3 protein-coding genes are annotated in these 2,165 nt (G+C 69.7%); all 3 read left to right on the forward strand.

Annotated features, from left to right (window positions below):
• Window positions 1-206 precede the first annotated feature (206 nt).
• On the forward strand, window positions 207-761 hold the full coding sequence (locus ACXAID_RS27830) for a pentapeptide repeat-containing protein (RefSeq protein ID WP_475025393.1): 555 nt from the start codon (window positions 207-209) through the stop codon (window positions 759-761).
• A 216-nt stretch (window positions 762-977) separates the two neighbouring features.
• The gene (locus ACXAID_RS27835; RefSeq protein WP_475025394.1) at window positions 978-1,445 is read left to right on the forward strand and encodes a hypothetical protein; all 468 of its coding nucleotides are present in this window, start codon (window positions 978-980) and stop codon (window positions 1,443-1,445) included.
• 76 nt (window positions 1,446-1,521) lie between these two features.
• Window positions 1,522-2,165: SHOCT domain-containing protein (locus tag ACXAID_RS27840; protein WP_475025395.1), on the forward strand; the 644-nt coding region annotated here is incomplete at its 3' end.

Below are 2,165 nucleotides of genomic sequence, written 5' to 3' on the forward strand. Positions count from 1 at the left end.
CCGCCGACGAGTTCGCGGGCGGCGGCAACGGCTCCCGCCCGGGCACCCGGGGGAGCCACCGCCTCGCCGAGTCCCCGCGCGACCGAGGTGCTGACTCTCAGGCCGATGTCCAGGCCGGTGGTGGCGCAGGCAGCGGTGAAAGCCACGGGAGCGGTGGCGACACCGGCCGCGCGTCCGATCAGGCGGCTGACAGCCGCTCTCACTTGGTGGAGCCGCTGCGCGCCGCAGACTTGCGGGGTGCCGACTTGCGGGCCGTCGACTTGCTCGGTGCCGACTTGCTCGGTGTCGACTTGGTCGGTGCCGACTTGCGGGCCGTCGACTTGCCCGGTGCGCTGGCCGGCTTGCTGGCGGTCGCCTTCGGGGCGCTGCTGGACTGCTCACCGTTGGTGCCGTCGGTGCGATGGCTGAGCTGGTGCACCACCAGCGCAGCGCCGCCGACGGTGACCAGTAGTGGCCATTCGACCAGTCCGACCGCGCCGATCGCGCCGAGGGTGAGTGCCGCGGCGGCCGAGGAATGGCTGCCGCTGCTGAGGCCGGAACGCACGCCGTTGGCGACGCCCTGCACGCCACCGACCACGCCGCTGACAGCTGCGCCACCCACCGCTCCCGCGGCGGCGGTGGTCGCGTCGGCCACTCGTGTCACACCCCTGAAGGCCGTCGTCACAGGATTCATCTCCAACTCCTCGATTCGCCTCGCCGCAGGCTCGAATTCACTCTGTGGACATTCCCCAATAACCGACCGTTATACACAGGTTTGGTGAACTCCACCCGCCGGTCATCGGGGCTGAAGAGGGAAATCGTCGGGGGGCCAGACGAACTGGGCGTCAATTCTTTTTTCGGTGGGTGGGACGTCAAACAGGTGGTTGCCGCATCGTTACCGAGGTTTGCCCCATCTGTCACATGGGTAACTCTGATCACTGTGGCCGCCTCGCTGCGCCACAGCCGACAGCAGAGAAAGAGCCGGATGGATCGAGAACATGCACACAGTTCTGTACCTCAGCACCCGCGGCGCGGTGTATGAGACTCGCGCCTACAGCAAGGCCGACATCGCCGAACTCGTCAGCGAGCAGGGCCTGCAATCGCTGACCAGCAGCGACCGCCAGTTCGACTACTGGTTCGGGCCGTCTCCGCAGGGCTGCCAGGCCCGGGTGAACCGGGCGGCCACCGAGCTGTTGCTGGCAACGACGGACTTCACCGCCAAGACGGTGCCGCTGCTGCGCGGCTGTGTCGTGCTCGCCACCCATGACGCCGACGGCGACCTGGATGGTTTGAGCTGGCAGCAACTGGATCTACTGGTCGACCGCAGCCACACCCTGAGCGCCCGCGACGACCGGATGCTCAACCGCCGGATCGCCCGTGACAGCCGGCGCCGGCAGCGGGTGGCGCCGGCCACCCCCGCTCCCGGTGCCCGCCCCGTGCGTGCGCCTCTGCCGGCGTACCGCTGAGCGGCGTCCTCGGGAGGGACCGCGCCCGGATCTTGCGTACGCTCGGTCCCGTACCGACGACGAAAGATTCACGATCATGAAGGCAACGGTCACCCCTGCCGCCGAGAGCGCCATCGGCGACCTCGCCCAGCGCTACGGGCTGTCCCGCGAAGCGGTGCTGGCCATGCTGTTCGCCGTCCACACCGGCGGCGGCACCATGGCCCAGTTCTCGATCCCCGAGCTCGGCGGCAGCGGTCAGTGGATGCGCGGTGGCATGACCATGGTCGGTGACATGTTCGACCACGGGCTCAAGGCGCGGGTTGACGCGCTGTGCAACGAGTTGGCCCAGCTGCTGGCCACCACCACGGTGTTTCCCGCGCCGGCCGCCGGTTCTCCGGGCCCTGCGGGTGGCTTCACCGCGGCGAACTGGTGGCCCGCCGACCTCGGCGTGCCCAGTTCGACGGGCGGCCAGAACAACATCCGCTACGCGGTCTTCCCCGGGACTCGGCGGCTGGCCATCCATTTCGACGGTGCCACGCGCGTCTTCGACACCGGTGATCACCAGATCGGCGGCGTCCAGCAGCAGCAGGGCGGCGGCTTCGGATCGGTCAGCTTCACCAGCCAACTCGGTACTTTCGGGGTGTCGAGCCTGAGCGAACTCGGGGCCCGGCAGGTGGCCGACACCCCCGCCGCCGCGCCCGCGCCGCGCCACCAGGCCCCCGAGCCGGCTCCCCAGCGACC

Source organism: Mycobacterium sp. ABE4_509 (genome assembly GCF_056160785.1).

Coding starts and splice junctions, on each gene's coding strand:
- ACXAID_RS27835 (WP_475025394.1), top strand. CDS start 978: ATGCACACAGTTCTGTACCTCAGCACCCGCGGCGCGGTGTATGAGACT.